A 25752-nucleotide genomic window follows, 5' to 3' on the forward strand; every position below is an offset into this window, starting at 1 on the left:
AGGCTTATCGGCACAGCTAATGCGCCAATCGAGAGAGGAAGAGGATCCCGTCCTCAACCGCTTCTTGATGGCGACCATGTCAGTAGTTCCCAATCGGTTGTTATAATTTCCGTTGCAACAACAGGCCCTCCAGTTATAATGGCCGTTGCAACAGGACGACCTACCATGAACATCACCATTCGAAAGATTGGCAACTCCGAAGGTCTGATTTTGCCGAAAGAGCTTCTCGACCGGCTAAACCTGAAGGCGGGCGACAACGTCATTGTCGTTCAGCAGGGCCAGGAGCTGCGCTTGCGCCGTCTTGAAGCCTCTGCCGAAGAATTCGAGCGTAAGATGAAGATCGCGCGCGAACGGATGAAGAAATACGAGGTTGCCTACCGCGCGCTCGCTAAATGATCGAGCATCATTCGCGAGAATTCGTGGAGGCGATGCACGCTGAGCAGTTGCGCCTCCACGGCGGAGCCTCCGGTATACGCGACCAGGGCATGCTGGAATCTGCCCTCGCCCGCCCCCAACAGAAGGAAGCGTACGGCGAGCCCGATCTTTGTGAACTCGCGGCGGCCTATCTCTTCGGCATTGCGAAGAACCACCCCTTCGTTGACGGGAACAAGCGCACGGCTTTTGCCGCGGCCGATTTGGTTCTCTATTTCAACGGGTTAAGCGTAGAAGCCGAACAGCAGGATGTTATCCAGTTGGTGATGATGGTCGCCGCCGGCGAAATCGATGAGACCGGAGCCGCGGCGTTTTTCCGCGACCATACAGTCAAGCTCAAGGCCTAGTTCTCGGCCTTGTCCGACAGCTTGACGATCTCCCACTCCTTGCCGTTGACGGCAACGACCTCGCCGACCTTCTTGCCGAACAGGGCCATCGCCATCGGCGAGACATGGGAGATGCTGCCTTTCGACGGGTTGGCCTCGTCCTCGCCGACGATGCGCCAGTGGACCTTCTTGCCGTCGCCGTTTTCCAACGTGACGCCCATGCCGAAGCGGACCACATTGCTGCCGGACTCCGGCACCGAAAGCTCCGCGCTCTCGCGCCGCGCGGTCCAGTAGCGCAGGTCGCGCGACACTATTGCGAGGCGCTCGCGATCGCCGCGTCTTTCGGCCTTGGCCATCTGATCTCGCAATTCGGAGAGATTCTCTTCGATCATCGCGAGTCCCCGCTCCGTTACCAGATTGCGGTGCGGACTGATCGGCCGTTCGCCGACCCCGGCAATGGCGTTTTCACTGTCTTCCTCGCGGGTGAAAGCTCTACTCATAACATGAACTTAAGCTTGGTGAGGCAACTGCACAAGCGGTTTGCCTGCGAGCCTGCCTTGGCACGATTCCTGCGATGGAGCGGTCGAAACGCCAGGACCTGTGCCGATGTTGAACAGACGAACGCTGCTTGCCCACACCACCGGCCTCGCCGCTGCCGGCCTCCTTGCCGGCAAGGCATCGGCGAAGATGCTGCCCGGCATCGAGAAGGCCACGATGCGCGGCTCGATCAACGCCATCGAAATCGGCGTGCAGCCGGGCGCGCTGGACGACCAGAGCAAGGCCTTCGCCAAGATGCTCGGCGACGCCAGCGACCGCGATGCGCCGGTGTTTCTTCCGCCCGGCACCTATCTTGTCTCCAACCTGAAGCTGCCTGCCCGCGTGCGCCTTTCGGGCGTCCCGGGCGCGACCCGCATCGTCTATGGCGGTAACGGCCACCTGATGATGGCCGAACAGGCCGAGCATGTCGAGCTCAGCGGGCTGGTGCTGGACGGCAGCAACCGCTGGCTGGCCGACTATACGCAAGGGCTGCTCGATCTGCGCCGCGTCGCGCATCTCGCCATCGACAATTGCCAGGTCACAGGCAGCGGCAAGAACGGGCTGGCGCTGGAACATGTTTCAGGCCGCATCGGGCGCTGCGATGTTTCGGGTGCGGCAGACGCCGGCATCTATTCGGTCGAGGCCGGCGGGCTGGAGATCTCGGGCAATACCGTCTCAGATTGCGCCAATGGCGGCATTCTGGTGCATCGCTGGCAGCAGGCGGAGGACGGCACCATCGTCAGCGGCAACCGCGTTCAGCGCATCGGCGCGAGGAGCGGCGGCACCGGCCAGAACGGCAACGGTATCAACGCCTTCCGCGCCGGCAATGTCATTATCTCCGCCAACGTCGTGTCGGACTGCGCCTTCTCGGCGATCCGCGCCAACAGCTCCAGCAATCTGCAGATCACCGGCAACACCTGCTCGCGCTCGGGCGAGACGGGGATTTATTCGGAATTCTCCTTCGAGGGTGCGATCCTCAGCAACAATCTGGTCGACGGTGCCGCCAACGGCATCTCGATCGTAAACTTCAACGAAGGCGGCCGCATGGCCGTGTGCTCGAACAATATCGTGCGCAACCTCTCGACGGTCGGCCCCTACACCGCCGACCCGCCGGGCTTCGGCGTCGGCATCAGCGCCGAGGCCGAAACCTCCGTCTGCGGCAATGTCGTGGAGAACGCGCCCCTCTACGGCATGCAGCTCGGCTGGGGTCCTTATCTGCGCAATGTGGTTGCAACGGGCAACATCATCCGCAAGTCCGGCACGGGCATCGTCGTCAGCGTCGTCGAGGGTTCCGGCAGCGCGGTCATTTCGGACAATATCATCGACGCCGCGCAGAACGGCGCCATCATCGGCCAGCGCTGGGCCAATCCGGTGACGGGCGATCTGGCAAGATCAACCTTTACCGGCTACGCGCATCTGACCGTCGAGCGGAACAAGGTCAGTTAGGCCAGCGCCGCCGTCGGCCGCAGCAAGCCCACCTTGGCGCCGATACGGCTTTCGACCGGCGGATTGGCGAGTTCGGCAAGCTTTGCCGCGAGCGCTTCGTCGCTGCGCAGCAGCTTGGCCAGCACGGCGGCGATCATCACCTCGGAGGCGCGGCTGGCGCCGTCATCGCATTTCAAGGCGATGCCGAGACCGAGCTCGGGCAAGGCCGCGCAATAGACGCCCTCGGCGCCGGTCTTGACGAAGATGCGGCCGGGCGCGGCCCGCATCAGCGCGAGGTCCGCCTTACCGGTGCCGGCCACCAGGAACGGTTCGGCCATGCAGGCCGAGAGCAGGCGCTTCGCCGCCTTGGCGCGTTCGGGCGCAAAGCCCCTGCCCGTCGCCATACGCGCAAAGCCCAGCGCAAAGCTCTTCAGCGGCACGGCATAGGTCGGGATCGAGCAGCCGTCGGTGCCGCAATGGTCGACATCATGCCCGGCGCCGGTCACCGATTGCATCGCGTCGCGCACCATCTCCTGCAGCGCATGGCCGGCCTTGACGTAGCCGCCATGGGCAATGCCGGAATGCACGCAGGTACAGAGGAAACCGGCATGCTTGCCGGAGCAATTGTTGTGGAGCGGGTTGGGCGCGCTGCCGGCGCGGGCCAGCGCGATCGTCGCAACGTGGCTCGACGGCCAGTGCGCGCCGCATTCGAGCGCCGTCTTATCGAGACCGGCCTTGGCGAGCATTGCTTGCGCCAGTTCGACATGCGCCGGCTCGCCTGAATGCGAGGCGCAGGCCAGCGCCAATTCGCGATCGCCGAAGCCGTAGGCGTCGGCAGCACCGGATTCGAGCAGCGGCAGCGCCTGGATCGCCTTCACCGCCGAGCGTGGAAACACCGGTCGCGCCGTATCGCCGATCTCCCAGACAGGCTTGCCGTCGGCGTCGAAGACAGAAACCGCGCCGCGATGAGCGCTTTCGACCACCGCGCCGCGCGTGACTTCGACCAGAACCGGATTTGCCATGCTGCCTCCCGCACGCGCGCGCCGGGCGCCGCTTCAATGCGGGCCGCTTCTACCTGATCCGATCGAGGATGGAAACGTAGTTGGCCACCGCAGCACCGCCCATGTTGAAGATGCCGCCGAGTTTTGCCCCAGGCACCTGAATGCCGCCGGCCTCGCCGGTCAGCTGCATGGCGGTGAGCACATGCATGGAGACGCCGGTGGCTCCGATCGGATGGCCCTTGGCCTTCAGCCCGCCGGACGGGTTGACCGGCAGCCGGCCGTCCTTGGCCGTGACGCCCTCCAGGGCGAGCTTCGCGCCCTCGCCGGGCTCCGCCAGGCCCATCGCCTCGTATTCGATAAGCTCGGCGATGGTGAAGCAGTCATGCGTCTCGACGAAGGAGAGGTCGTCGAGCGTGACGCCGGCCTTCTTCAGCGCCTGGCCCCAAGCCCGCTCGCAGCCCTCGAAGGAAAGGATGTCGCGCTTCGACATCGGCAGGAAATCCTGGACGTGCTCATTGGCGCGGAAGGTCACGGCGCGGCGCATCTTCAGCGCCGTCGCGGTGTCGGTGAGCACGAGCGCGGCGGCGCCATCCGAGACCAGCGAGCAGTCGGTGCGCTTCAGCGGACCAGCGACGAAGGGGTTCTTCTCACTTTCCTCACGGCAGAACTCGTAGCCGAAATCCTTGCGCATTTGGGCATAGGGATTGTCGACGCCGTTTTTGTGGTTCTTGGCGGCAATCATGGCGAGCGCATCCGACTGGTCGCCATAGCGCTGAAAATAGGCCTGCGCGATCTTGCCGAAGACGCCGGCAAAGCCGGCCGGCGTTTCGCCATCCTCGGGCAGGTAGGAGGCTTTCAGCAGGTTCTTGCCGATCTCGGGCCCAGGTGTGGTGGTCATCTGCTCGGCGCCGACCACCAACACGACGCGGGCGGCGTTGGAATCGATGGCGCGGACGCCTTGTCTCACGGCAGCCGAACCGGTGGCGCAGGCATTCTCCACGCGCGTCGCCGGCTTGAAGCGCAGCCGGTCGTCGGCCTGCAGCACCAGGCTCGCGGTGAAATCCTGCGGTGAGAAGCCGGCGTTGAAATGGCCGAGCACGATCTCGTCGACATCGTCAGGGCCGATGCCGGCATGATCGAGCGCGTCCACGGCGACCTTGGTGATCAAGCCCTCCAGCGTCTCGCCTTCGAGCTTGCCGAAACGCGAATGCGCCCAGCCGACGATGCATGCGGTCATGACAGCCTCCATCTGCCGCGCAGCCTAGCACGTCCGGTCGCGGCATGACATTCAATATTGTTCAATAGTGAACCGTTTTCCAGCCGAAGGGATGGGGCCAGAGCGATACGATCGATTGATCCGATGCCGATTTTTTATTGATTGATGCGTCAATAAAAAATAATCTCGCTTCGAACCGGACCCCTCGCATGCCGAAAATCGGAATGGAACCGCTGCGCCGCAAGGCGCTGATCGACGCGACGATCTCGGCAATCGGCGAGCGCGGTTCGCTGGACGTCACCATGTCGGAGATCGCCGGCCGCGCCGGCGTGTCGTCGGCGCTCGCCCATCACTATTTCGGCGCCAAGGACGAGCTGCTCTTCGCCACGATGCGGCACATCCTTGCCGAGCTCAACATCGATACAAGACGAGCGCTTCGCGTCGCCGCGACACCGCGCCAGCGCGTCTCGGCCGTCGTTGCGGTCAGTTTCTCCGACGAGCAGTTCCAGCCGGAGATCATCGCGGCCTGGCTCGCCTTCTATGTCGAGGCGCAGAAATCGACCGAGTTGCGGCGGCTGCTTCGTATCTATGCGCGGCGGCTCAATTCCAACCTGATGAGCGGGCTGACCGGCATTCTGCCGAGGGCCGAAGCGGACCGCGCTGCGGAAGCGACGGCGGCGCTGATCGACGGACTCTACATTCGGCGCGCGCTGAAGGACGGCGTGCCCGATGCGCAGACAGCGATCGCGCTCGTCGAAGATTATCTCGAAACCAAGCTCAGCGGACGGAGCCTGCCTTGACCACCGAACGACCCAATTTCCTGATCGTCATGGTCGATCAGCTCAACGGCACGCTCTTCCCCGACGGCCCGGCGGATTTCCTGCACGTGCCGCATCTCAAGGCGCTCGCCGCCCGCTCGGCGCGTTTCGCCAACAACTACACCGCCTCGCCGCTTTGCGCGCCCGGCCGGGCCTCGTTCATGAGCGGCCAGCTGCCGTCGCGCACCGGGGTCTATGACAACGCCGCCGAATTCTCCTCCTCGATCCCGACCTTCGCGCATCATCTGCGCTCCGCCGGCTATTACACCTGCCTGTCCGGCAAGATGCATTTCGTCGGACCGGACCAGTTGCACGGCTTCGAGGAGCGGCTGACCACCGATATCTATCCGGCCGATTTCGGCTGGACGCCGGATTACCGCAAGCCCGGCGAGCGCATCGACTGGTGGTATCACAATCTCGGCTCGGTCACCGGCGCCGGCGTTGCCGAGACCACCAACCAGATGGAGTATGACGACGAGGTGGTGTTTCTGGCCGAGCAAAAGCTGTACCAGCTTTCGCGCGAGCAGGACGATGCGGGACATCGGCCCTGGTGCCTTACCGTTTCGCTATCGCACCCGCACGATCCCTATGTCGCGCGCAGGCAGTACTGGGATCTTTACGAGAACTGCCAGACGCTCGATCCCGAGACGCCGTTCATCCCGCATGACGAACAGGACACGCATTCGCAGCGCCTTTACCGGGCAAGCGACTATCAGTCCTTCGAAATCACGCTCGAGCAGGTGCGCCGTTCCCGGCGCGGCTATTTCGCCAACATTTCCTATGTCGACGATAAGCTCGGCGAGCTTCTGGACGTCCTCAAGCGCACTCGCATGCTTGACGACACCATCATCCTGTTCTGCTCGGATCACGGCGACATGCTGGGCGAGCGCGGCCTGTGGTTCAAAATGAGCTTCTTCGAGGGCTCGGCGCGCGTGCCGCTGATGATCGCCGGCAACGGCGTGCCAGCCGGCCTCATCGAGGCGCCCGTCTCCAATCTCGACGTCACGCCGACGCTCTGTGACCTCGCCGGCATTGATATCGCTGCAATCGCGCCGTGGACCGACGGCCAGTCGCTGCTGCCGCTGCTCGGCGGCAAGCCGCGCACCGCACCCGTTCTCATGGAATATGCCGCCGAAGGCTCCTATGCGCCGCTGGCCGCGATCCGCGACGGCAAATACAAATTCGTCCATTGCGAGCTCGACGCGCCGCAGCTGTTCGACCTGGAGGCCGACCCGCTCGAACGGAACAACCTCGCTGACGAGCCGGCGAACGCTGCCCTGGTGGCGGCGTTCATGGAAAAGGTCCGGGCGCGCTGGGACATGGCCGCGTTCGATGCCGCGGTGCGCGAAAGCCAGGCACGCCGCTGGGTCGTCTACCCGGCGCTGCGCAACGGCGCCTATTACCCCTGGGATTTCCAGCCGCTGCAGAAAGCCTCGGAGCGCTACATGCGCAATCACATGAATCTCGACAACCTCGAAGAGAGCAAACGATATCCGCGAGGCGAATGATGGCAGACGTTCTGGCTCCCACCCTCGACCGCCTGAAGCAGGCCTATGCGGTGACCTCGACGGCGACGCAAGTCACGCCGCTGTTGGAGTCGCCCGCACTTGCGAGGGAAGCCGGCGCCGCGCGGGTGTTCGTCAAGCCGGAATCGCTGCAATGGGCGGGGTCCTTCAAGGTGCGCGGCGCCTATTGGCGCCTTAAGCGGCTGTCACCGGACGAAGCGAGGAAGGGCGTGGTCGCCTATTCCTCCGGCAATTTCGCGCAAGGGCTTGCGGCTGCCGGCCAGGCGCTCGGCATTCCCGTCACCATCGTCATGCCGATCGACGCGCCTGCCGCCAAGCGCGACGCGACCGCCGGCTATGGCGCGCGCGTGGTGCTGACCGATCATGGCGAGCGTGCCCGCGAGGAAGTCGCCGCCGCCAAGGCGCGCGAGATCGCCGAGACCGAGCAGCTCACCTTGCTGCATCCCTTCGACGATCCCGAGATCGTCGCCGGCCAGGCAGGGGCCGGGCTGGAAGCGCTCGACCAGTTGGCGGCGAAGAAGGCCCACGCCGATTTGGTGTTCTGCTCGGTTGGCGGCGGCGGCCTGATCGGCGGCGTTTCGCTCGCCTTCCATTATCTGTCGCCGAAAACCGAGATCATCGCCGTCGAGCCGGACGGCTTCAACGGCATGGGCTCGTCGCTGGCGCATGGCGCGATCGAGACGATGCCGATCGGACCGAGATCGATCTGCGACGGGCTGATGGCGCGCAAGCCAGGCGAGGCGCCCTTCGCGGCGGTGAGTGCTGCCGGCGTTCGCGGCGTCACCGTCGAAGATGCCGCGGTGCGGGATGCAATGAAGATCGCCTTCGAGCGGCTGAAGCTGGTGCTGGAGCCTTCGGGCGCGGCCTCGCTTGCCGCGCTGCTCGGCGGCAAGGTGGATGTAGCGGGCAAAACCGTCCTTGTGGTGGCTACCGGCGGCAATGTCTCGCTCGCCGACTTTATGGCACATATGAACAATGCTTGAAGCGGATTTCGTCATCATCGGATCGGGCTCCGCCGGCTCGGCCATGGCCTACCGGCTGTCGGAAGACGGCAAGCATTCGGTGATCGTCATCGAGTTCGGCGGCACCGATATGGGGCCGCTGATCCAGATGCCGTCGGCGCTGTCGATCCCGCTCAATATGAGCCTTTACGACTGGGGCTTCGCCAGCGAGCCGGAGCCGCATCTCGGCGGCCGCGTGCTCGCCACCCCGCGCGGCAAGGTGATCGGCGGTTCGTCCTCCATCAACGGCATGGTCTATGTTCGCGGCCATGCGCGCGACTTCGACCATTGGTCCGAACAGGGTGCTGCCGGATGGGGCTTCGCCGACGTGCTTCCCTATTTCAAGCGCATGGAGGATTCCGACGGCGGCGAGGACGGCTGGCGCGGTCAGGGCGGCCCGCTGCATGTGCAGCGCGGCACGCGCAAGAACCCGCTTTACGGCGCCTTCCTCGAGGCGGGCCGGCAGGCCGGCTTCGAGCTCACCGACGACTATAACGGATCGAAGCAGGAAGGCTTCGGGCCGATGGAGCAGACCATCTGGCGCGGCCGCCGCTGGTCCGCGGCCAATGCCTATCTGAAGCCGGCGCTCAAACGAAAAAATGTTAGCCTGCTCAAAGGTTTCGCGCGGCGCGTGGTGATCGAGAATCAACGTGCCGTCGGCGTCGAGATCGAAGCTCACAAACAGATTCAGGTCGTTAAGGCGCGACGTGAGGTGATTGTGGCGGCGTCGTCGATCAATTCGCCGAAGATCCTTATGCTGTCCGGCATCGGTCCGGGCGCACATCTGCAGGAAAACGGCATAGAGGTCATTGCCGACCGGCAGGGTGTCGGCCGCAATCTGCAGGACCATCTGGAGCTTTATATCCAGCAGGAAGCGACCAGACCGATCACGCTGAATTCGGTGCTCAACCCGTTCTCCAAGGCAATGATCGGCGCGCAGTGGCTGTTCTTCAAGACCGGCCTCGGCGCCACCAACCATTTCGAGGCGGCGGCCTTCGTGCGTTCGCAGGCCGGTGTCGACTACCCCGATATCCAGTATCACTTCATCCCAGCGGCGGTGCGCTATGACGGCAAGGCGGCGGCGAAGTCGCATGGCTTCCAGGCGCATGTCGGGCCGATGCGGTCGAAGTCGCGCGGCTCGGTGAGCCTGCGCTCGCCCGATCCGAAAGCGAAACCGGTGATCCGCTTCAACTACATGTCGCATCCCGACGACTGGAGTGAGTTCCGCCACTGCATCCGGCTGACGCGCGAGATTTTTGGCCAGAAGGCCTTCGACGGCTTCCGCGGCAAGGAGATTTCGCCGGGCGCCCATGTGCGGACCGACGACGAGCTCGACGCCTTCATCCGCGATCACGCCGAGAGCGCCTATCACCCTTGCGGCACCTGCAGGATGGGCCGCGCCGACGACCTGACCAGCGTCGTCGATCCGGAATGCCGGGTGATCGGCGTCGAGGGGCTGCGCGTTGCCGATTCCTCGATCTTCCCGCGGGTGACCAACGGCAACCTGAACGCGCCGTCGATCATGACCGGCGAGAAGGCGTCCGACCACATCCTTGGCCGCACGCCGCTCGCGCCATCCAACCAGGAACCCTGGATCAATCCGCGCTGGCAGGTGGCAGACAGATAGCGCATGATCCGGCGGGCGCCCTCCCCGCCCCGGCGATTACGAACGGAGAAGACCATGCGCGCCCAGCCAACGGCATCGCACTACGTCAACGGCCGCTACATCGAGGACGAAGGCGGCGCGCCACTGCCGGTAATCTATCCGGCGACGGGCGAGACCATCGCCTCGCTGCATTCGGCGACGCCGAACGTGCTGGAGTTGGCGATCGAGGCCGCGCGCGCGGCGCAGCCGGCCTGGGCACGGATGAAGCCGGTCGAGCGCGGCCGCGTCCTGCGCCGCGCCGCTGACATCCTGCGCGCCCGCAATGCCGACCTAGCGCGCATCGAGACCCTGGACACCGGCAAGGCGATCCAGGAGACGCTGGTGGCGGACGCGCCTTCGGCCGCCGATTGCCTCGAATATTTCGCCGGCGCAGTGGCGGCCTTCAACGGCGAGATGATCGATCTCGGCGGACCGTTTGCTTACACAAGGCGCGATCCGCTTGGTGTGTGCGTCGGCATCGGCGCCTGGAACTATCCGATCCAGATCGCCGGCTGGAAGTCGGCGCCGGCTTTAGCCATGGGCAACGCCATGGTGTTCAAGCCGTCGGAGAACACGCCGCTCTCGGCACTGGCGCTGGCCGAAATCTACAGCGAGGCGGGCCTGCCCGACGGGCTGTTCAACGTCGTGCAGGGCTATGGCGATGTCGGCGCCGGCCTCGTCGGCCATGATGTCGTGGCCAAGGTCTCGGTGACCGGCTCGGTGCCGACCGGCCGCAAGGTGCTGTCGCTTGCCGGTTCGAAAATGAAGCACGCCACGATGGAGCTCGGCGGCAAGTCGCCGCTGATCGTCTTCGACGATGCCGATCTCGAAAACGCCATCGGCGGCGCCATGCTCGGCAATTTCTATTCGACCGGCCAGATCTGCTCCAACGGCACGCGCGTCTTCGTGCAGAAGGGCCTGCATGACCGCTTCGTCGAGCGGCTGACCGAGCGTACCAAAAAAATCCGCATCGGCGATCCGCTCGATCCGGAAACGCAAATGGGGCCGCTGGTCAACAAGGCGCAGCAGGAAAAGGTTGTTTCCTACATCGCCGCCGGCAAAGAGGAGGGTGCGACGCTTGCCTGCGGCGGCAACGTGCCGTCGCTGCAGGGCTTCGAAGGTGGCTTCTTCATCGAACCCACCGTGTTCACCGGCGTGGCCGATGGCATGCGCATCGCGCGCGAGGAAATCTTCGGACCGGTGATGAGCGTGCTGAAATTCGATAACGAGGACGAGGTGATCGAACGCGCCAACAATACCGAATTCGGCCTCGCTGCGGGCGTCTTCACCCGCGACCTGCCCCGCGCCCATCGGGTCATCGCCGAGCTGCAGGCAGGCACCTGCTGGATCAACGCCTACAATCTGACGCCGGTGGAAATGCCCTTCGGCGGCGTCAAGCAGTCCGGCATCGGCCGCGAGAACTCGCTGGCGGCGCTGGCGCACTATTCGCAGCTGAAGGCGGTCTATGTCGAGACGGGGGATGTGGCGAGCCCGTATTGACTTGGCGATTGGCCAAAAGCCCGCAGTGACAGCAATCTCCTCCGCAAGGGTAGAGATTGGCAGCTTCTGCGTTGCCGCCAGTTGCCCCCTCACCCCTTCTCCGCCGTTCCGTCCAGATACTGCGTCAGCGCGCAAACCAGATGGTAGAAGATGCTGGCCGGCACGTCGCTCGCCAATGACCGGCCGCGCTCGTCGATGCGGTCAATCCAGAGGCCGAGCGGCGCCGGGTCGATGTGCCAGCGGAACAGGTGGCCGACGCGCGCCTCGATCTCCGGCTTGAGGTCCGGCCCACCCGAGCCGTCGAGCGCGATCGCAGCCTTGATCGCCTCGGCCTGGGGCCAGCTGCGCGAGACCGTGTCGAGCGGCAGGCCCTGGCGCGAGACGGCGCCATAGGCAAGGCCGGTGGCGCGGTTGAGGCCGTTGGCGACAGCCGAGGCATAGAGCTTGCGGGCGAAGCCGGTGAGTTCGGCCTGGCCGCTGCGGGCGGCGAAATCGACGAGCAGCGAGGCCCATTCGAAATGGTGGCCGGGTTCGGTCCATGTTCCTTTCTCGCCCGCCACGGGCTTCCAGCCGTCGTCGAAATACTCGCCCAGCGTCCAGCTTTCGGCATCGAAGAAATGACTGCGGAAGAGATCTATGACGCGCGCCGCGCGGCGCAGGTAGGCGCGCTCGCCAGTGGCTCTGTGCCAAGCGAGAAAGGCTTCGAGCAGATGCATGTGCGGGTTGGAGCGACGCTCGCCCTCGCCGTCGGAGGTTTCGAGGAAACCTGTCATGCGGCTGTCCTCGAGATGAGCATCGAGGAAAGCAAAGGTTTCCTCGGCGAGCCGCAACGCATCGGGATGACCCGACATATGCGCGTGCGCCAGCGCCAACAGCACGCAGGAATGGTCGTAGGCATCCTCGACCGGATCGGCGACCGAGCCGTCGATATTGAGCGTGCGCACCCAGCCGCCTTTGTCGGTGCGGCCCCGGCCTGCCATGAAGTCAAGGCCATGAGCGATCAGCCGATCCGCCGGGCCGTCCCAGCCGCGCTCCTTGGCGACGGCGAAGGCATAGATCTGGCGCGCCTGCGTGCGCATGCGTTTCGGCTTCATCAACGGCGCGGTGTCGAAGCCCAGCGCCTCATGGAAGCCGCCATGGCGCTCATCGACGCCTGACCTCGACCACAGCGGCAGCGTCTCCTCGAACAGCCAGTGCCGAACGCGGCGCCGCCAGGCGCCGCTCTCGATGACGCGGTCATGCGCCGGCGTGAACCTCGTCTCCAGCCGGCCGGATTTCTCCAGCTGCTCGACGATCTTCTTGACGTGCTGGCTGTGGCTGACCGGCGCCACGAAGGTGGCGTCTGCCGTCGAGACGATGGCCACGTCCTTCATGCCGATGGCCGACAGCAGCCGGCCGTCGCCGCGGATGTAGGAGTTCTCGCAATCGATGGCGACGACATCGCCGAGAATGACGTTACCGTGGCTGTCGGACGGGCCGACATCGAGCAGCGACTGCCACGAACCGAGATCGTTCCAGCGGAATCCGGCCGCCACCATGGCGATGTCCTTGGCCCGCTCCATGATAGCGTAGTCGATCGAGGTCGACGGGATCGCCGAGTAAAGTTCCAGCGGCATGTAGAGCCCGGAAAGATCGTTGGTCGCCGCGTGATAAGCGGCTTCCGTCGCCTGCCAGATCCTGGGCTCGAAGGCGGCGAAGGCATCTCGCATGGCGCCGGCGCGAAACAGGAAAATGCCGGTATTCCAATAGAAGCTGCCGGCGTCGAGATAAGCCCGCGCGGTGGCGAGGTCGGGCTTCTCGACGAAGCGCGAGACGTCGAACACGCCGTCGCGATCGGCCGCGACCTCGATATAGCCATAGCCGATTTCGGGCTGCGTCGGCTTAATCCCGAACACCACCAAGCGACCGGTTCTCGCCGCCGCAGCACCCGCTTCAACGCTCCGCCAGAACTGCCGCGCGGTGGAGATTTCGTGGTCGGAGGGCACCACGAGAACAAGCTCATCGCCAAATTCGGAGAGGGTGCGCAGGCTGGCAAGCGCCACGGCAGCGGCGGTGTTGCGCCCCGTGGGCTCGAACAATGGGCCGCCGCCGGCGAGATCAATGCCGGCAAGATCGGCATGGACGCGGTCGGCATGGCGCTCCGATGCGATGAGAAAGATCGGCGTCTGCCCTTCAGGCCGCGCGGCCAGCCGGCGCAAGGTCTTGGCCAGCATCGAACCGTCGCCGGAAAGGTCGTGGAATTGCTTGGGATTGTCCTCGCGCGACAGGGGCCATAACCGCGAGCCGACGCCGCCGCTCATGACGAAACTGACGATGCGCTGGCTCATGGCTGCCCTGTCAGAAGGTCTGGTTGTAGGCGCCGACTTCGGGACTGCGGCGCAGCACGGCGTCGACGGCTTCGAACATCTGCCGGCGCCGCTCGGACGATACCGGGCTCTCCACCACCACGACAAGCTCGGGCTTGTTCGAGGAGGCGCGCACAAGGCCCCAGGTGCCGTCCTCCGCAACGACGCGCACACCGTTGACGGTGATGAGCGTTACGATCTTCTGGCCGGCAAAGTCAGCACCTTCGCGGTGCATCGTCTGAAAATCCGCCACGACGCGGTCGACCACGCCGTACTTCACCTCGTCGGGGCATTGCGATGACATGGTCGGCGTACCGTAGGTCAGCGGCAACGCGCGGCAGAGATCGGCCATCGAGCTCCGCGGATTGCGGTCGAGCATCTGGCAGACGACGATCGCGGTGATCAGCCCGTCGTCATAGCCGCGGCCGATAGGCGGGTTGAAGAAGAAATGCCCGGATTTCTCGAAGCCGGCGACGGCACCCAGCCCGGCAACGCGGCGCTTGATATAGGAATGGCCGGTCTTCCAATAGTCAGTTGTGGCGCCGTTCGCCCTGAGCACATGATCGGTGGCAAAAAGCCCCGTCGACTTGACGTCGACGACGAAGGCCGAGCCCGGATGGAACGATGAAATATCGCGCGCGAGCATAAGCCCGACCTTGTCGGCGAAGATCTCGTTCCCCTCGTTGTCGACGACGCCGCAGCGGTCGCCGTCGCCATCGAAGCCCAGTCCGACATCTGCGCCCGTCTCCAGCACCTTCTCGCTGATGGCACGCAGCATCTGCATGTCCTCGGGATTGGGATTGTAGCGCGGGAACGCATGGTCGAGCTCGACGTCGAGCGGGATCACCTCGCAGCCGACACGCGCCAGCGCTTCCGGCGCGAAGGCGCCAGCCGTGCCGTTGCCGCAGGCGCAAACGACCTTGAGCTTTCTCGAGATGTGTTTGCCCTTGGTAAGATCATCGACATAGAGCTCCCGGAAACCGGAGATGAACTCGTAGGCACCGTCGCCGCGGAGGTCGAAGTCGGCTTCGAGCACGATCTTCTTCAACGCGCCCATCTCTTCCGGACCGAAGGTGAGCGGCCGCGCCGCCCCCATCTTGACGCCGGTCCAGCCATTCTCGTTATGCGAGGCGGTGACCATGGCGACCGAGGGTGTATCGAGCGCGAACTGCGCGAAATAGGCCATGGGGGACAAAGCCAGGCCGATATCCTTCACCCGGGCGCCCGCCGCCATCAGGCCGGAGACTAGCGCCAGCTTGATCGACAGCGAATAGGAGCGGAAATCATGGCCGGTGACGATATCCGGCCCAACGCCCAGGCGCCGGATCAGCGTGCCCAGACCCATACCGAGCGCCTGGACGCCGATCAAATTGAGCTCCGGCGCCTTGGTCGAGCCGGGATGGCCGACCCACCAGCGCGCGTCGTACTCGCGAAAGCCCGACGCCTTGATCAGCGCCGAGGTCTCGAATTCGAAGCTGTTGGGCCGGGCTTCGCCAACAATCGTGAAGGTCAATGGTCGAAACTCCAGAGAGCCGGAATGCCGATTTATAGAGGGCGCGGCTTATCACGAAAGCCTTTAAGCCGGGCTTTATCCGACGGCTAAATCGCATGCCATCCGGGCAAGATTGGTGAAAGCCGAGAAATGCGACACAAGTGCAGCCATTGACGCTTGCAGGATCGGAAAGTGGCGGCTATAAGCCCGCCGTCTGGTCACGGAGTGTAGCGCAGTCTGGTAGCGCACATCGTTCGGGACGATGGGGTCGCAGGTTCAAATCCTGCCACTCCGACCAGAGAAAACAATGCGTTAGCTTCCTCCCGATTTTGCCTCCCACCTGATAACCCACCTGAAACTCAGGGTCAGGCCGATGACGGTCGTCGCCCTGCTGGCTTCAGAGGTCAAAGCGTATCGCCCTGCGGCGCTCGGCCGCGAACGTTCCGACCAGCGACTGCAGCTCGCCATCCGGCTCCTCGCTCCCGATCGCGCGCAGCGCGGCTACGCCGGCCTTGATCGACACTGGCCCGGGGTCGGCCGCGAGCAGAGCCTCAAGCGCGCGTTCGAATTGGTCGTTCGTCATTTCGGACCTTCCTCCTTCCAAATCGGCACCCGGTTGATCTTAATCGCCACCAGGCGCCGGATGCGCAAGCCGACGCCTTCGCGGCCGGTCGGGACGAAGGCCTCGACATCGAGCATGCCGTGATCGCCGCCGTTCTCGCATCTCATGCGGTAGGCGAGCGAGTCGACGTCGACATCACCGAAGATTTGGATCAGATCCGACGGATGATAATTGTGCTGCTGCTTGCAATAGCGGCACCGCACCCGAACTAGGCGCATGGTGTCGTTCAGGGTCGACAACGGATAGTCGCGCCGCTTCGGGCCATAGGTCTCGGGCATGAGAACAAAAGAGGAACATTTTCCTTGATCGTCAAGACCGCCGTGGAATCTTTTAGGTCTGTCCCATAGATCACACAGAGCAGCAGGCCATGCGAAGGAGTTGTAGCGAGCCGGCCTTGTGACGGCGAGGCGCCAACCCGCTCGATCGTTTGCAGCGCCCGAGTGGGCTTGCTGCGGGATGATTCGTTCGTGATGGAGGATTGCTCTTCGGGTCGCCCGGAAATCTGCGCGCGGGCTCTCGCCGCGCTCTTCGCCGAGCGTCTCATCACCTCTTGAAACGCAATTTTGCCTCACCTAACTGATTTTTGCCGGATGCCGCTATCGGGTCCTGGCACGGGAACGACGGTCCTATCATGGATCGAGTTCGGTTCATGTCGCTCGCATAGAGGATGTGTTCCGGTGTTTGCCCGAACCCCCCTCCTCGCGATTGCGAGTTGGCGCTCTCGGCCGTCTCGGTCATGCCTGATCGCGCCCCGATTGCCTTCGATCCAGTTCGCTCCGGTGCACGCGCGCTTCGTGCGTTGCAACGTCTGGTGTCAATCGAAGGAGGATACCCATGCTGCTATCGGATTTGGGCCGCGTCGGATTCGATCCGTTTCTGGAAATGCGGCGCATGCAACAGGAAGTGAATCAGCGCCTGGCCGGCCTGACCAGTGCGGCCCAGGAGTTTCCCCCGGTCAATCTTTGGGTCGGAGAGGATAGCGTAGCGCTGACAGCCGAACTGCCTGGGATCGCGCCCGACGAGGTCGATCTTACGGTGCGCGAGAACACACTCACATTGAAGGGCGAATGCCAAGCGGGGGCGGAGGACGAGAAATCCGTCTGGCACCGTCGCGAGCGCCCCTATGGAAGCTTCGCGCGGACGGTGCAATTGCCGTTCCGCGTCGATCCGGAACAGGTCGAGGCACGTTTTGCCAATGGGCTGCTCGAGGTCGAGCTGCGTCGACCCGAAGCCGATCGGCCGAAGAAGATCCAGATCAAGGGATGAGAGGAGGGAAACATGGCCCAGGAACTAAAGACCACCGATCGCCAGGTCATCAGCCAGCCTGACGGCGGTGAACGGACCCGCTCGCGGTCCGTATTCGCGCCGCGCGCCGATATCTATGAGACGCAGGACAATGTCGTCCTTCTCGTCGATATGCCCGGCGTCGCCCCGGATGGAGTGGATATCACGCTTGAGAAACGGACACTGGCGATCCGCGGCTACGCGGCCGATCAACAGCATGAAAATTATCGTCAGGTCTATGCCGAATACAGCGCCGGCGATTATGAGCGCGTCTTCACGCTATCCGAGGACATCGACCGCGACGGCATCGAGGCGTCGCAGAAGAACGGCGTCCTGCGTCTGGTGCTGCCCAAGGCGGCGCCGGCCAAGGCCCGCAAAATCCAACTCAAGATGGCTTAGCCGTTGGAGGGTAAAAGGAGGTTGACGATGCAAATCAGAGACCTGATTCCATGGAGCAACAATAAGGGCGGCGAAATTGCGAAGCGGGAGGAGGACAACCCCGTATTTTCCCTGCAGCGCGACGTGAACCGCATCTTCGAGGATTTCTGGAGACGGTTCGATCAACCCTTCGGCGCGCTCGGCCGCCGGGAAGTCGGGGGCCCACGAACCGACATCGCCGAAACCGACAGCACGCTGGAGGTTTCGGTCGAGCTTCCCGGCATTGACCGGCAGGACGTCGATGTCTCGCTGACGGACAACACCCTCACCATCAAGGGCGAGAAGAAGAGCGAGCGTGAGGAGAGCCAGAAGGGCTACCACCTGTCGGAGCGCTCATATGGTTCGTTTTATCGCTCGATCCCGCTGCCCTCCGTCGTGGACACGGACAAGGCGAGCGCCGAATTCAAGAATGGCGTCCTGACGGTGACGCTTCCAAAGACCCAAGAAGCACTTTCGCGGGTGAAGAAGATCGAGGTGAAAACCGACTGAAGCCCGCGAAGGGGAAAAGGTCGATGCGGCGGACGCCCCCGCCGCATCTTCAATACTGCGCCAAGCTGAACGACCGCCGGGCTCCGAAGATGGCGCGGTCGGAGCACGAAATCCGTCCGGATCGGTCCTGAACAAGCTCCACGCGCTCAGCCTGATGAAACTTTGCAATCGCGGTTGCTTTGCCTCTTGCGAGTTCTTTGCGGAGGGACATATGCAAGGAATCAAAAATGTCGCCCCGGCGGCGAAATATGATCTGGACGAGTTTGCTGAAAAGCACGGCCTGACGATCAGGCAGGCGGAAATCGTAATTCGCAGCAACGGACCATCCAGGCATAGGTGCGATCTTGCTGCCAAGGCTTTCGCGGCTGCGTTCCGGCAGTGCAGCCATTTGCGGGAGAAGAGGCGCCCCAGATTGCCTGGGGCCGAGCACCCCTGAAGAACTCCGTGGTCGCAGCGTCGGCTGACACGCGAGCTTCCAGTTGGCGCGCGAATGAAGGCTGACGTGGTCTCGGTGCGTTGCAGCTATTTCGCCAAGACCGCAAACTTTGGCGACACTGCGACGAACTGCTCACGCTAAGTGCGCGTGGTCGTATCAAAGTGCCGGGGGTAGCTCTGTAAGACGAACGCCCTAACTGCGAAACTCCTGCACTAAACAACCAGTTGGTTATCTAGGCTATAGTTCCTGACTTTTAAGCCATTTGTCTGGCCAAATAGCCATTGTGATGGGACAGAACTGCCTGAATTAATACTCGAGACATGCAGCGTTGTAGCCGAAGTCGTGCCAATGTTTATATCACTCCAAGGCGCGCCAAGGCGCGCTCGAGACCGCCAGTGTCGGTGCGGCAGCTTCGAATGAACCGGGCAATTGGCCGGCAGGACGAAGCAGGTTCGGGCTCATGGTTTTGTCAGCTTTCCACCTACGCCGTTTTGGTCCAGGGCTACGCGCGAGGCGGCCCCGTGACGACGCGGCCCCGCCTTTGTATTTGGAGGATTTCTCATTCTTCGCTCGCTGTCGGCACGATTCTTCCGCACCATTCTGTTCGGGTCATCGTGAATGGCGACACGCGCGGTTGAACCCGACCGGGTCGAGGCTGCAGCGACCCAGGCTGAGGCGGGGTGCCTTATCATTGCGGTGAAGGAGACTTGATATGTCCGAACTTTGGAATCCGGGCATTGGCGGGGGCCTTGGAACCGACATGACTCGGTTCGGCTCCTGGTCTTCCTTCAAGGGCCTTCTGACGATCGACGAGGGGCCCGTCCCATCGGCCGGAACTGGCGATCGAAACGCGCATGAGCAGTACCACGACAACACGCCGATAGCTTCGGCGACGGAACAAGCGACTCCCGGCTGCGGCAGCCTTGCTGCTGGAATCGATAAAAGCGTTTACAGCGATGGAGCGGATCAAGCCGCGACCAGGATCGAGACTCTCATTGCGGCCTGCACCTCGACAGAGGGGATCAATGCCTGCCTGAACGGCCTTGCCGAAGCTGCAGCCAGAATTGGCAATCATCTCGACGGCACCTTTCGTGACAGCGTAACAGGCTTTGCCTCGGGCTTCTGGCACCCTGTGGGCCTCCCATTCACCACCCAGGCCGCCACCGGTGCTGGTCCGGGAGCCAACACCGGCACCGCGGCGACGGCGGACGCGTTTACCGTCACCAATGCCCTCGGCGCCGACCCGGTATTCGAAACGAGGGTGGCGGCCGCAGGCGACGACGTCGAAGAGAAAGGTTCCGGCTCGATTTCGAGCAACGTCAGTGATCTGGAACTGGGCTTTGACGGCTCTACCCGCCAGACGGTCGGTCTCCGCTTCACCGGTATCGATATCCCGCAAGGCGCGATCATCACCAGCGCCTACATCCAGTTCCAGGCCAACGAGGTGAAGACCGGCGCGGCCTCGCTGCTGATCAAGGGCCAGGACACCGACGACGCAAGCGCCTTCACCAGCACCAGCTTCAATGTATCGTCACGGGCAACGACCGACGCGTCGGCGACTTGGACGCCGGCCCCGTGGACCACGGTGGGCGAGCACGTCCAGGCCGAGCGCACGCCAGACCTCACGGCTATCGTCCAGGAGATCGTCAGCCGCTCGGGCTGGGCGGCGCTCAACGACATGGCCTTCCTGATCACCGGCACCGGCACGCGCACCGCCGATTCCTACGAATACAATCCCGCCAGCGCGCCGCTGCTGCACATCGAATATGTCTTGCCGGGATCCGGAAGTCCGGTGGCCTTCAACACTCCGCCCGACTCCAACCCCGGCGCCAACCAGATCGCCGAGCTCGCCGCGGCGGGAGCACCCACCGGGATCACAGCTTCGGCCACCGATCCCGATGCCGGCGCGACCGTCACCTACAGCATCAACGATGCACGCTTTGCCATCAATTCCAATACCGGCGTCGTCACGCGCTCGGGCACGGGCACGCTCGACTTCGAGACCCAGTCGTCGATCAACCTGACGGTGACGGCAACCTCCTCCGACGGCAGCACCGCCAACAAAAGCTTCACCCTCGCCGTCCTCGACAGCCCGGAGCCGGTTGCGTTCAACACGCCGCCGGATGCCAACTCCGCGGCCAACCAGATCGTCCAAAATGCCGCCGCCGGCACTGCCGTCGGCATCACCGCTTCGGCCAAGGATCCCGATGCCGGCTCGACGATCACCTACACGATCGACGACTCGCGCTTTGCCATCAATTCCAGCACCGGCGTCATCACGCGATCAGGCTCCGGCACGCTCAATGCCCAGTCCGAACCGACGATCAATCTCCACGTCACAGCAACGTCGTCCGACGGCAGCAGCGACACTCATGCCTTCACCGTCGCCGTCACGGCCACCCAGTTGCCGACATCCGTGACCTTGGCGCACACCATTCTGACTTCGCAGTGGTCGCCGCCGAGCCCCGATCCAACCGATATCGTCTATATCTCCCACCTCGGCACGCTGCTGGTGGCCGACAGTGAGGTGGAGGAGATGTCCATTTTCACCGGCAAGAATCTCTTCCAGATGAATCTGAACGGCACCCTGACGGGCACGCTCACCACCATCAATTTCTCCGATGAGCCGGCCGGGGTCACCTATAATCCGGCGAACCACCATCTCTTCTTCTCGGACGATACCGGCACGAAGACCGTCTATGAGTTGAACCCGGGCAAGGATGGGCTTTACAACACCTCCGACGATATCGTGACCTCGTTCAGGACCGTCCCGTTCGGCAGTACGGACCCCGAGAGTATTGCCTACGACCCCAACCGCGGCGTGCTCTATCTCGAGGATGGCTCAACCAACAGCATTTACACCATCGCTCCGGGCCAGAACGGCAGATTCGACGGCGTCCCAAGCACGGGGGGCGATGATGTCGTGACGAGTTTTTCTACACAATCGCTCGGCACCGCTTCCGACGGGGGCATAGCGTATGATCCGGTCCACGACCTGCTTTATGTCATCGTGTCACGCACCTCGGTGGCGATGGTGACGCCAACCGGGGACCTGCTGGGCACGCTCGACATCTCCGCTGCCAACCCGAAAAAGCTGGCGGGACTGGCGCTGGCGCCGAGCAGCGACGATCCGAGCCACCAAATGAGCCTCTATGTCGTCGACCGCGGCGTGGACAACGACGCGAATCCGACCGAAAACGACGGCAAGATCTATGAATTCCATTTGAACGGTTGGCTGCTCGCCTGAACCGGCGAGTGCCGCCAAGCTTGTTGCTCGGTGGCTGCTCTGGTGGCAGAATTCGTAAGGCGCACCTAGTTTGAAGAATTGCTGGCAAACATGTTCAAAGATTTGGTGATAGCGACTGGCATGAACCGGGAGGTGATGAACAAACAACCGTGGAAGTGGTCGGTTGAGATTGAGGAAATTGCAAATAGACATTATGTGCGTGTCATCGAGGACGGCGTAGTAAGCATGAAGGAGTTCGGTTCTCGGGCAGATGCAGAGGCCTTCGCCTACAGCGAATGCGCTAGGCTCGGGCTTGATATGCGTCTCAAAAAGTAAACCGGCCATTCCTGATTGCTCGATCGTTGCCGGAATCAATCCGATTATGACCACTTCGATGGCGGCGATCGCGGCCAGATTCGCCTCGTAAATCTCGTGCTCAGAGCTCCCGGCAGCTCTTGCAGGCGAATAGCTTAGCCGTCATTCCGCGGCGGAAGTGACGTCCGCGCCAACGCTGCCGCGCAGCAGCCAAATCTCCGAATTTGATAGAACCGCTGAGGAACTTCCTCACCTTGTCGTCGGCGGGAGCTAGCTGCCATCCCACGGTGGGGGTGACGGGTATCAATTTGGGTCTCAAGGTCGCCCCTGAGCTCCGCACATCGGCGCCGACATGTACGCCTTTTGAGGATCTGCTTTCTCTGCATCCGGCGACTAGGGTATTCTCTAGGAAGGAGTGCTGATATGGCAAATGAGAGCACAAGGCCTACGGAAAACGGTTCCGAAAAGCTTGTTTCAGAGGCCCAGGCGCGCCGCGATTTCCTCAAGCAGGCTGGACGCTTTGCTGCGGTCACGCCTCCGGCCATCACAATGCTGCTCGGTACAAGCTTGAACTCAAGGGCGATTGCCAAATCGGGAGGAACACGCCCGGGTAATGGATGGGGTGACAAGAACCACCTTCACCTCGGCCGCTCCGGCTCGGGTTACAAGCCAAAGCTTTTCAAGTCCGGCAAGGACAACGGAAAGCTTTTTGCATCCGACAACGGAAAGCTTTTTAAATCCGGCAACGGGAACGGCTATGGCGGCGGGCCCCACGGGGGCTCGAAGTAGGCGATCCCAACCCGTGCTGGCGAGGAACGGACCTGCTGCGCCGCCTCGCCTTAGCTTGGCAATGCTCTTCGCGCCGGCAACTGTGGCTGGATCCGTTCCAACGTGCCAGATCGGCCGCCGGCGCTTTTCTTGCACTAGAGCCCTGCGCGAACTTCGCCCCGGAGGATCTTGTCCAGCGAGGGCACCAGGCTCGCTTCAGCCTACGTTATCAAGCTCTTCAATAGCTGGTCAGCGTTAGGTTACACCGCTGGGTGCCCGGCCTGCGGCGAGGCGGGGGGCGTTGGGCGCTTCAGGCCGGGCTTTTGCCCCAAGTTAGCAAGGGGGCAAGTCCTTACTATGCGCCACCTTTAGGGCGGTCTGGCATCGGGACTTTAGGCGTAGCTGATGAAAGGCCGTCCTACGTCTCTGTTGTTGGCTCCAACCAGCCTTGGGCAGCCGCACGGGCCAGGCTCAAAGCCTTCTCTTCAACGTTTCCGCTAGCCAGTTGTCCAATCCATTGGCCATCTCGGCGGGCTCGATGATCCCGTTCATAAATAGGGTCATGATGTGTTTGGCGAATGTGTCGCGCTCGCTACCTTCGCGTATCTCGTGCTTTTCGCAGTAATCGTTGAGAGCTTTGGTCAAGGCAACCAGTTCGTCCGAATTCGCCACACCGTGCCGATGCGCGAGCATAGCTACCTCCCTCGTCGGGGCGAAAGCATGAAAATCGCTTCCAAACGTCCACTGCCCCAATTTGTACGGACGACGCTTCGATTTTACGCCTTTTGAAAATTAGAGCTATTCAAAATGAGGTAGCGATTGGTTCGGCCCTCAAAGCCCGCCCGAGCTAAGTTCGGGCGGGCTGTCGGGTTCACCCCAACGGCGGCACGCCAAAGTAATTGTTCCAGTCTTACCATGTGCCGCGACCTCCAACGGTATTGCTCTGCTAAGGTTCCTGATTGATAGGCACCCGACTGGGGCGGGGGCCGGGCATCTGCCCAACCGCATATTCACGTTTCGTTCATATATGCGCGCCTACTAATGCTTCGTGGCAACAAACAAAGACATTTGGGACTCAGTGCGCGAAATCGGCCGGGACGCCGGGGCGAACGTCGCCACTATTTTTGCGCTTAGCCTGCCCATTATCGTCGGCGCTGCCGGTCTCGGCGTCGAGACGTCCTATTGGTACTACGAAGACTTGAAGCTCCAGGCAGCGGCCGATGCCGCCGCCTATGCCGGCGCGCTGGAAAAGATCGCTGGATCCGACACGGCGACGATCACGGCGGCCGCCACTCAATCGGCCATCTCAAATGGGCTGGGAACAGGCACCATCGTTGTCCACGCGCCTCCGACCTCAGGTCCAAATGCAGGCAAGAAGGCGGTCGAGGTGGTCCTCAATCAGAAGCTCGACCGGATATTCACTTCGATATTCGTCCAGGATCAGGTTGCAGAACAGGCAAGAGCTGTGGCCCTCATCACAGATGCCTCGAAGGCTTGCGTGCTGGCACTCAATCCGTCGGCCTCAAAGGCGGCGCTATTTTCCGGCAACACCAGCGTCAAATTGACCGGCTGTTCGGTGATGTCGGATTCGAACGCTGCGGATGCCCTCAAGCTACAGGGCTCGGGGAGTTTACAGGCGGATTGCCTGATCTCTGTCGGCGGCATGGTCTTGAACAACCCGGTCACCACTGTTTGCAAGGCCCCGATCACTCAGGCTCAGCCCGCCTCCGATCCCTTCTCCGGCCTGCCGGCGCCCGCGGCCAGCAGCCCGTGCAAGACGATTGCCAACGGCAATGGCAACAAAACGGCGCAAACACTGCAGCCGGGAACATACTGCAGCGGGATGGATCTCAAGGGCAATGTCACGCTCCAGCCCGGCGTCTACGTCGTCCAGGGCAGTATGAAGGTCAACGCCGGCGCGGTCGTCTCGGGTAGCGGAGTGACGATCTTCATGTCCGGCAGCAATACCGTCACCATGAACGGCAACGCCACCGTCACGCTGAGCGCACCGAACTCGGGCACCTATTCGGGGGTGCTGTTTTACGGCGACAGGACCGGCACCAGCGCATCCAGCACTTTCAACGGCGCTGCGAGTTCGCTGTTGACCGGCGCCCTCTACTTCCCCAAGCAGCAGGTCAATTATCTAGGCAACTTCGCCGGGACTGGCGGCTGCACCCAGGTCGTTGCCGATACCATCCAGTGGTCGGGCAACACGACCATCAACCAGAACTGCTCAAGCCTCGGCATGAAGGACATCCCCTCAGCCCAGTCGGTTGCTATTGTCGAATAATCAGGAAATCGCAAATCAACGCAGAGCCGCCGCCATTTCATCGAACGCACTTAAAGCCCTACATATCAGCCGCTCGTTCACCACATCGCGCATCGACATTGAAGGCCCACCCAATCTGATCCACACCTAGGGTGACCCGCCCCGCCCGCGAACTGAGTTCCGGGCTCACGAACATTTGAGGACCCCTTACGAAGCCGACGGCATATTTTAGGGACGTTGAATGCTCAACGCCTATGCCCAGACGAGCCCTACTGTCGGGGGAACAATCAAAAGCCGCACGAGCTCTGTTGAGCTGGTCGCGAGTGCGGCTCGCTGCCAGAGCGCATATTAGCGAACCAACGATCCTCGATTTTGAGAACGGGTCGAGGAACCCGAATCCCGTGTTGCCGCGATCCGCCAGGCCCTGGAGGATGCGGGAGTTGTCTTTAGCGCTGAAGGGCCATTTCTACCTCGCTCCATGGGTCCGAACGATGATCGCCAGACGGACAATCGAATGTGGCGGCGGCGGCAGACGAAACGCACGCTCTAGCAACCTCACACTCCTTTGCGGTGAAGGCCTTTCGGGCTGGTATCGGGCGAATAGGTGAGCGTGATACGCTTGCCGCCGCACACGGCGCATT

At 62.8% G+C, this 25752-nt stretch carries 25 protein-coding genes and 1 tRNA gene; 17 read left to right on the forward strand and 9 right to left on the reverse strand.

Annotated elements, in window-relative coordinates:
- Window positions 1-165 precede the first annotated feature (165 nt).
- Together P9230_RS19725 and P9230_RS19730 are read left to right on the forward strand one after the other, a co-directional pair.
- Window positions 166-396 carry an AbrB/MazE/SpoVT family DNA-binding domain-containing protein gene (locus tag P9230_RS19725; RefSeq protein ID WP_278120561.1) on the forward strand — a complete coding sequence of 77 codons (231 nt, stop codon included), beginning with the start codon at window positions 166-168 and terminating at the stop codon, window positions 394-396.
- Window positions 393-779: a type II toxin-antitoxin system death-on-curing family toxin gene (locus P9230_RS19730; protein ID WP_278120563.1), complete on the forward strand. Its 387-nt coding sequence runs from the start codon at window positions 393-395 to the stop codon at window positions 777-779. Before P9230_RS19725 ends, P9230_RS19730 begins: the two co-directional genes overlap by 4 nt.
- On the opposite strand, the gene greA is transcribed toward P9230_RS19730, so the two are convergent.
- Window positions 776-1258: a transcription elongation factor GreA gene (greA, locus tag P9230_RS19735; RefSeq protein ID WP_066997710.1), complete on the reverse strand. Its 483-nt coding sequence runs from the start codon at window positions 1256-1258 to the stop codon at window positions 776-778. The two genes, P9230_RS19730 and greA, sit on opposite strands and share 4 nt — an antisense overlap.
- A 106-nt stretch (window positions 1259-1364) precedes the next feature.
- On the opposite strand from greA, the gene P9230_RS19740 reads away from it, so the two are divergent.
- Window positions 1365-2741: a TIGR03808 family TAT-translocated repetitive protein gene (locus P9230_RS19740; RefSeq protein WP_067321235.1), complete on the forward strand. Its 1377-nt coding sequence runs from the start codon at window positions 1365-1367 to the stop codon at window positions 2739-2741.
- On the opposite strand, the gene P9230_RS19745 is transcribed toward P9230_RS19740, so the two are convergent.
- Both P9230_RS19745 and P9230_RS19750 read right to left on the reverse strand, forming a co-directional pair.
- A complete protein-coding gene (locus P9230_RS19745) occupies window positions 2738-3742 on the reverse strand; it encodes an asparaginase (protein WP_127240180.1) in 1005 nt (334 codons plus the stop codon). The genes P9230_RS19740 and P9230_RS19745 overlap by 4 nt on opposite strands.
- A 49-nt stretch (window positions 3743-3791) precedes the next feature.
- Window positions 3792-4958 carry an acetyl-CoA acetyltransferase gene (locus P9230_RS19750; protein WP_278120566.1) on the reverse strand — a complete coding sequence of 389 codons (1167 nt, stop codon included), beginning with the start codon at window positions 4956-4958 and terminating at the stop codon, window positions 3792-3794.
- Window positions 4959-5146: 188 nt separating this feature from the next.
- Between P9230_RS19750 and betI the strand changes: the two genes are divergently transcribed.
- The 5 genes from betI to betB are packed head-to-tail and all read left to right on the forward strand — an operon-like array spanning window position 5147 to window position 11427.
- Window positions 5147-5737, forward strand: a complete 591-nt coding sequence (gene betI / locus P9230_RS19755; RefSeq protein ID WP_067320854.1) for a transcriptional regulator BetI — start codon at window positions 5147-5149, stop codon at window positions 5735-5737.
- Window positions 5734-7263 (forward strand): choline-sulfatase, encoded by a 1530-nt coding sequence (betC, locus tag P9230_RS19760; protein ID WP_127240181.1) that lies wholly within the window; start codon window positions 5734-5736, stop codon window positions 7261-7263. The genes betI and betC overlap by 4 nt, the downstream gene beginning before the upstream one ends.
- Window positions 7260-8264 carry a threonine/serine dehydratase gene (locus tag P9230_RS19765; RefSeq protein ID WP_278120567.1) on the forward strand — a complete coding sequence of 335 codons (1005 nt, stop codon included), beginning with the start codon at window positions 7260-7262 and terminating at the stop codon, window positions 8262-8264. Before betC ends, P9230_RS19765 begins: the two co-directional genes overlap by 4 nt.
- A complete protein-coding gene (betA, locus tag P9230_RS19770; protein ID WP_278056288.1) occupies window positions 8257-9909 on the forward strand; it encodes a choline dehydrogenase in 1653 nt (550 codons plus the stop codon). Before P9230_RS19765 ends, betA begins: the two co-directional genes overlap by 8 nt.
- A gap of 54 nt (window positions 9910-9963) precedes the next feature.
- The gene (gene betB, locus P9230_RS19775) at window positions 9964-11427 is read left to right on the forward strand and encodes a betaine-aldehyde dehydrogenase (RefSeq protein WP_278120570.1); all 1464 of its coding nucleotides are present in this window, start codon (window positions 9964-9966) and stop codon (window positions 11425-11427) included.
- A gap of 89 nt (window positions 11428-11516) precedes the next feature.
- Here the strand turns inward: betB and P9230_RS19780 are convergent, their stop codons facing one another.
- Entirely contained in the window at window positions 11517-13754 is a 2238-nt protein-coding gene (locus P9230_RS19780) for an AGE family epimerase/isomerase (protein ID WP_278120571.1), read from the reverse strand.
- Window positions 13755-13764: 10 nt separating this feature from the next.
- Window positions 13765-15285 carry a phosphomannomutase/phosphoglucomutase gene (locus P9230_RS19785; protein WP_127324443.1) on the reverse strand — a complete coding sequence of 507 codons (1521 nt, stop codon included), beginning with the start codon at window positions 15283-15285 and terminating at the stop codon, window positions 13765-13767.
- Window positions 15286-15485: 200 nt separating this feature from the next.
- Here P9230_RS19785 and P9230_RS19790 point away from each other — a divergent pair.
- Window positions 15486-15562: transfer RNA gene (locus tag P9230_RS19790), tRNA-Pro, on the forward strand.
- A gap of 99 nt (window positions 15563-15661) precedes the next feature.
- Here P9230_RS19790 and P9230_RS19795 read toward each other — a convergent pair.
- Both P9230_RS19795 and P9230_RS19800 read right to left on the reverse strand, forming a co-directional pair.
- Window positions 15662-15847 carry a hypothetical protein gene (locus P9230_RS19795; RefSeq protein ID WP_127335513.1) on the reverse strand — a complete coding sequence of 62 codons (186 nt, stop codon included), beginning with the start codon at window positions 15845-15847 and terminating at the stop codon, window positions 15662-15664.
- Window positions 15844-16164, reverse strand: coding sequence for a hypothetical protein (locus P9230_RS19800; protein ID WP_278056283.1), 321 nt, complete (start codon window positions 16162-16164; stop codon window positions 15844-15846). The genes P9230_RS19795 and P9230_RS19800 overlap by 4 nt, the downstream gene beginning before the upstream one ends.
- A 556-nt stretch (window positions 16165-16720) precedes the next feature.
- Here P9230_RS19800 and P9230_RS19805 point away from each other — a divergent pair.
- The 3 genes from P9230_RS19805 to P9230_RS19815 are packed head-to-tail and all read left to right on the forward strand — an operon-like array spanning window position 16721 to window position 18097.
- Window positions 16721-17152, forward strand: a complete 432-nt coding sequence (locus P9230_RS19805; RefSeq protein WP_278120572.1) for an Hsp20/alpha crystallin family protein — start codon at window positions 16721-16723, stop codon at window positions 17150-17152.
- A 12-nt stretch (window positions 17153-17164) separates the two neighbouring features.
- Window positions 17165-17569: an Hsp20/alpha crystallin family protein gene (locus P9230_RS19810; protein ID WP_278120573.1), complete on the forward strand. Its 405-nt coding sequence runs from the start codon at window positions 17165-17167 to the stop codon at window positions 17567-17569.
- A gap of 27 nt (window positions 17570-17596) precedes the next feature.
- Window positions 17597-18097: an Hsp20/alpha crystallin family protein gene (locus P9230_RS19815; RefSeq protein ID WP_278120574.1), complete on the forward strand. Its 501-nt coding sequence runs from the start codon at window positions 17597-17599 to the stop codon at window positions 18095-18097.
- Between the two features lie 49 nt (window positions 18098-18146).
- Here P9230_RS19815 and P9230_RS19820 read toward each other — a convergent pair whose 3' ends face one another.
- On the reverse strand, window positions 18147-18485 hold the full coding sequence (locus P9230_RS19820; protein ID WP_278120575.1) for a hypothetical protein: 339 nt from the start codon (window positions 18483-18485) through the stop codon (window positions 18147-18149).
- 760 nt (window positions 18486-19245) lie between these two features.
- Between P9230_RS19820 and P9230_RS19825 the strand changes: the two genes are divergently transcribed.
- The 3 genes from P9230_RS19825 to P9230_RS19835 all read left to right on the forward strand — a co-directional run bounded on the left by P9230_RS19825 (window position 19246) and on the right by P9230_RS19835 (window position 22863).
- Window positions 19246-21780 (forward strand): RTX toxin, encoded by a 2535-nt coding sequence (locus P9230_RS19825; protein ID WP_278120576.1) that lies wholly within the window; start codon window positions 19246-19248, stop codon window positions 21778-21780.
- A gap of 90 nt (window positions 21781-21870) precedes the next feature.
- Entirely contained in the window at window positions 21871-22095 is a 225-nt protein-coding gene (locus P9230_RS19830; RefSeq protein ID WP_278120577.1) for a hypothetical protein, read from the forward strand.
- A gap of 402 nt (window positions 22096-22497) precedes the next feature.
- Window positions 22498-22863, forward strand: a complete 366-nt coding sequence (locus P9230_RS19835; protein ID WP_278120578.1) for a hypothetical protein — start codon at window positions 22498-22500, stop codon at window positions 22861-22863.
- A gap of 450 nt (window positions 22864-23313) precedes the next feature.
- Here P9230_RS19835 and P9230_RS19840 read toward each other — a convergent pair whose 3' ends face one another.
- Window positions 23314-23535: a hypothetical protein gene (locus P9230_RS19840; RefSeq protein WP_278120579.1), complete on the reverse strand. Its 222-nt coding sequence runs from the start codon at window positions 23533-23535 to the stop codon at window positions 23314-23316.
- A 394-nt stretch (window positions 23536-23929) separates the two neighbouring features.
- Between P9230_RS19840 and P9230_RS19845 the strand changes: the two genes are divergently transcribed.
- Both P9230_RS19845 and P9230_RS19850 read left to right on the forward strand, forming a co-directional pair.
- The gene (locus tag P9230_RS19845) at window positions 23930-25132 is read left to right on the forward strand and encodes a pilus assembly protein TadG-related protein (RefSeq protein ID WP_278120799.1); all 1203 of its coding nucleotides are present in this window, start codon (window positions 23930-23932) and stop codon (window positions 25130-25132) included.
- Between the two features lie 233 nt (window positions 25133-25365).
- Complete coding sequence (locus P9230_RS19850) at window positions 25366-25719, forward strand: helix-turn-helix transcriptional regulator (RefSeq protein WP_278120580.1); 354 nt, start codon at window positions 25366-25368, stop codon at window positions 25717-25719.
- Window positions 25720-25752: the final 33 nt, after the last annotated feature.

The organism is Mesorhizobium sp. WSM4887 (assembly GCF_029625865.1).
GTDB lineage: Bacteria > Pseudomonadota > Alphaproteobacteria > Rhizobiales > Rhizobiaceae > Mesorhizobium.

What these genes read in the sequence shown, in the direction of transcription:
- P9230_RS19725 (WP_278120561.1), top strand. Translation starts at nt 166, where the DNA reads ATGAACATCACCATTCGAAAGATTGGCAACTCCGAAGGTCTGATTTTG.
- P9230_RS19820 (WP_278120575.1), bottom strand. Translation starts at nt 18,485, where the DNA reads ATGGCTGCACTGCCGGAACGCAGCCGCGAAAGCCTTGGCAGCAAGATC.
- P9230_RS19765 (WP_278120567.1), top strand. Translation starts at nt 7,260, where the DNA reads ATGATGGCAGACGTTCTGGCTCCCACCCTCGACCGCCTGAAGCAGGCC.
- P9230_RS19850 (WP_278120580.1), top strand. Translation starts at nt 25,366, where the DNA reads ATGCCCAGACGAGCCCTACTGTCGGGGGAACAATCAAAAGCCGCACGA.
- greA (WP_066997710.1), bottom strand. Translation starts at nt 1,258, where the DNA reads ATGAGTAGAGCTTTCACCCGCGAGGAAGACAGTGAAAACGCCATTGCC.
- P9230_RS19780 (WP_278120571.1), bottom strand. Translation starts at nt 13,754, where the DNA reads ATGAGCCAGCGCATCGTCAGTTTCGTCATGAGCGGCGGCGTCGGCTCG.
- P9230_RS19840 (WP_278120579.1), bottom strand. Translation starts at nt 23,535, where the DNA reads ATGCTCGCGCATCGGCACGGTGTGGCGAATTCGGACGAACTGGTTGCC.
- P9230_RS19800 (WP_278056283.1), bottom strand. Translation starts at nt 16,164, where the DNA reads ATGCCCGAGACCTATGGCCCGAAGCGGCGCGACTATCCGTTGTCGACC.
- P9230_RS19740 (WP_067321235.1), top strand. Translation starts at nt 1,365, where the DNA reads ATGTTGAACAGACGAACGCTGCTTGCCCACACCACCGGCCTCGCCGCT.
- P9230_RS19830 (WP_278120577.1), top strand. Translation starts at nt 21,871, where the DNA reads ATGTTCAAAGATTTGGTGATAGCGACTGGCATGAACCGGGAGGTGATG.
- P9230_RS19835 (WP_278120578.1), top strand. Translation starts at nt 22,498, where the DNA reads ATGGCAAATGAGAGCACAAGGCCTACGGAAAACGGTTCCGAAAAGCTT.
- P9230_RS19810 (WP_278120573.1), top strand. Translation starts at nt 17,165, where the DNA reads ATGGCCCAGGAACTAAAGACCACCGATCGCCAGGTCATCAGCCAGCCT.
- betA (WP_278056288.1), top strand. Translation starts at nt 8,257, where the DNA reads ATGCTTGAAGCGGATTTCGTCATCATCGGATCGGGCTCCGCCGGCTCG.
- P9230_RS19815 (WP_278120574.1), top strand. Translation starts at nt 17,597, where the DNA reads ATGCAAATCAGAGACCTGATTCCATGGAGCAACAATAAGGGCGGCGAA.
- P9230_RS19745 (WP_127240180.1), bottom strand. Translation starts at nt 3,742, where the DNA reads ATGGCAAATCCGGTTCTGGTCGAAGTCACGCGCGGCGCGGTGGTCGAA.
- P9230_RS19750 (WP_278120566.1), bottom strand. Translation starts at nt 4,958, where the DNA reads ATGACCGCATGCATCGTCGGCTGGGCGCATTCGCGTTTCGGCAAGCTC.
- P9230_RS19825 (WP_278120576.1), top strand. Translation starts at nt 19,246, where the DNA reads ATGTCCGAACTTTGGAATCCGGGCATTGGCGGGGGCCTTGGAACCGAC.
- P9230_RS19795 (WP_127335513.1), bottom strand. Translation starts at nt 15,847, where the DNA reads ATGACGAACGACCAATTCGAACGCGCGCTTGAGGCTCTGCTCGCGGCC.
- P9230_RS19730 (WP_278120563.1), top strand. Translation starts at nt 393, where the DNA reads ATGATCGAGCATCATTCGCGAGAATTCGTGGAGGCGATGCACGCTGAG.
- betB (WP_278120570.1), top strand. Translation starts at nt 9,964, where the DNA reads ATGCGCGCCCAGCCAACGGCATCGCACTACGTCAACGGCCGCTACATC.
- P9230_RS19805 (WP_278120572.1), top strand. Translation starts at nt 16,721, where the DNA reads ATGCTGCTATCGGATTTGGGCCGCGTCGGATTCGATCCGTTTCTGGAA.
- betI (WP_067320854.1), top strand. Translation starts at nt 5,147, where the DNA reads ATGCCGAAAATCGGAATGGAACCGCTGCGCCGCAAGGCGCTGATCGAC.